The following is a 2120-nucleotide window of genomic DNA, read 5'->3' on the forward strand; positions in this document are numbered from 1 at the left end:
TGGAAGTCCTCTTTTCTGTGAATGTGTTGTGGTAACTCTATTCTACAGAAGGGACTTCCTTTTTTCTATTTACACAAAATATTTTACACTCTCATTTGAATCTAATGGAGAGGAGATCCTAGCTGTTATCAGTTCAATCACTTCTTCCGCAAAATCCATAAATTCGATTGGAATCTGCGAGACTATCTCACTGAATCGTTTGATCTTTTCTTTAGAATCTAATACAAATAATTTGTCAGCATCCTCAACATCAAATGGCTTACTCACTTTAGCAGAAAAGCCAATCCCTTTCCCCATCGCAATTTTTTCTATTCCATCGTCATCGATCAATACAGCATTATGATTCAGCTTTTTCATCACATACACCGTTAATTCACCTCCTCTATATGATAAAACAAAACAACTTGCAGACTCCTTCATACATATTTTTGTCTCCAAACAATTTTTAAAGACAAAAAACGACCTAAGAAAGAACCCTTTCTTAGGTCGTGCCTAATTGAATAGTAGCACCCTACATAATTTACAAAAATAGTTTAACACATAATAAAAGCGTTATCAATATCTTTTTTACTCGTTTTATGATAATACTTGTATCGAATTGATTTGGAGGTAATTACATAAAAACAAAAAAAATATAGCAACTCTCTATAAGAAAGTTGCTATATTGATAATTATACCGGCGGCCGGGGTCGAACCGGCACGTCCTCAACGGACACTGGATTTTGAGTCCAGCGCGTCTGCCAATTCCGCCACGCCGGCAAATTTAAAAATAATAACTGGGGTAGCTGGATTCGAACCAACGCATGAGGGAGTCAAAGTCCCTTGCCTTACCGCTTGGCTATACCCCAAGAATAAAGGGCGAATGATGGGAATCGAACCCACGAATGCCGGAGCCACAATCCGGTGCGTTAACCACTTCGCCACATTCGCCATCATAAAAGATGTTATTTAATTTCTCAATAAAAAACTAAGATGAAGACATCTTAGTCAATACCGGCGGCCGGGGTCGAACCGGCACGCCCTCAACGGGCACTGGATTTTGAGTCCAGCGCGTCTGCCAATTCCGCCACGCCGGCAAGTTGATTTATTAGTACTAAGGCGGTAACCGGATTTGAACCGGTGATGAAGGTTTTGCAGACCTCTGCCTTACCACTTGGCTATACCGCCATTATACTATTATCAATCTATAAAATAAAGAATAAATTATAGAAACTGGGGTAGCTGGATTCGAACCAACGCATGAGGGAGTCAAAGTCCCTTGCCTTACCGCTTGGCTATACCCCAAGAATAAAAAGGGCGAATGATGGGAATCGAACCCACGAATGCCGGAGCCACAATCCGGTGCGTTAACCACTTCGCCACATTCGCCATGGCAGGGGCAGCAGGAATTGAACCCACACTAACGGTTTTGGAGACCGCTGTTCTACCTTTAAACTATGCCCCTATAAAATGGAGGAGAGTGGATTCGAACCACTGAACCCTAAGGAACGGATTTACAGTCCGTCGCGTTTAGCCACTTCGCTACTCCTCCATGGTGGCGCGGGACAGAATCGAACTGCCGACACACGGAGCTTCAATCCGTTGCTCTACCAACTGAGCTACCGCGCCATATTTTAAAATTATTAATTGAATAACAAGAACGACGGTTCCGACGGGAATCGAACCCGCGATCTCCTGCGTGACAGGCAGGCATGTTAACCCCTACACCACGGAACCAGTTCATTATGGAGGTTAACGGGATCGAACCGCTGACCCTCTGCTTGTAAGGCAGATGCTCTCCCAGCTGAGCTAAACCTCCAACATTCAATTAAAATGACCCGTACGGGATTCGAACCCGTGTTACCGCCGTGAAAGGGCGGTGTCTTAACCGCTTGACCAACGGGCCAGGTAAATTTGCTACGGAGAGTAAGGGATTCGAACCCTTGAGACAGTTTGCACCATCTACATGATTTCCAATCATGCTCCTTCGGCCTCTCGGACAACTCTCCAGAGTGAAAGAAGCTCAATACTCTTTCTCAAAATGAGAACTCCGGCAGTAGGACTCGAACCTACGACATCATGATTAACAGTCATGCGCTACTACCAACTGAGCTATGCCGGAATAACATCAGCGTGGCGAC

General features: G+C 44.3%; 15 tRNA genes and 1 pseudogene. All 16 read right to left on the minus strand.

Annotated features, from left to right (window positions below):
- Window positions 1-93: 93 nt before the first annotated feature.
- Window positions 94-420: pseudogene (locus DIZ30_RS11255) on the minus strand (CAT RNA binding domain-containing protein); the annotation flags it as partial.
- Between the two features lie 254 nt (window positions 421-674).
- A tRNA-Leu gene (locus DIZ30_RS11260) sits at window positions 675-759 on the minus strand.
- Window positions 760-776: 17 nt separating this feature from the next.
- A tRNA-Gln gene (locus tag DIZ30_RS11265) sits at window positions 777-848 on the minus strand.
- 9 nt (window positions 849-857) lie between these two features.
- Window positions 858-930: transfer RNA gene (locus tag DIZ30_RS11270), tRNA-His, on the minus strand.
- A 61-nt stretch (window positions 931-991) separates the two neighbouring features.
- A tRNA-Leu gene (locus DIZ30_RS11275) sits at window positions 992-1076 on the minus strand.
- Between the two features lie 20 nt (window positions 1077-1096).
- A tRNA-Cys gene (locus DIZ30_RS11280) sits at window positions 1097-1167 on the minus strand.
- 45 nt (window positions 1168-1212) lie between these two features.
- A tRNA-Gln gene (locus DIZ30_RS11285) sits at window positions 1213-1284 on the minus strand.
- A gap of 11 nt (window positions 1285-1295) precedes the next feature.
- Window positions 1296-1368 (minus strand) — tRNA-His (locus tag DIZ30_RS11290).
- A 2-nt stretch (window positions 1369-1370) separates the two neighbouring features.
- Window positions 1371-1444, minus strand: a tRNA-Trp gene (locus DIZ30_RS11295).
- Between the two features lie 6 nt (window positions 1445-1450).
- Window positions 1451-1531: transfer RNA gene (locus DIZ30_RS11300), tRNA-Tyr, on the minus strand.
- A gap of 1 nt (window position 1532) precedes the next feature.
- Window positions 1533-1608 (minus strand) — tRNA-Phe (locus DIZ30_RS11305).
- A gap of 35 nt (window positions 1609-1643) precedes the next feature.
- Window positions 1644-1716: transfer RNA gene (locus DIZ30_RS11310), tRNA-Asp, on the minus strand.
- 9 nt (window positions 1717-1725) lie between these two features.
- Window positions 1726-1798: transfer RNA gene (locus DIZ30_RS11315), tRNA-Val, on the minus strand.
- A gap of 15 nt (window positions 1799-1813) precedes the next feature.
- Window positions 1814-1885: transfer RNA gene (locus DIZ30_RS11320), tRNA-Glu, on the minus strand.
- A gap of 14 nt (window positions 1886-1899) precedes the next feature.
- Window positions 1900-1988, minus strand: a tRNA-Ser gene (locus DIZ30_RS11325).
- A gap of 39 nt (window positions 1989-2027) precedes the next feature.
- A tRNA-Asn gene (locus DIZ30_RS11330) sits at window positions 2028-2101 on the minus strand.
- Window positions 2102-2120: the final 19 nt, after the last annotated feature.

The organism is Enterococcus sp. H57 (genome assembly GCF_003112495.1).
Lineage (GTDB): Bacteria > Bacillota > Bacilli > Lactobacillales > Enterococcaceae > Enterococcus_B > Enterococcus_B faecium.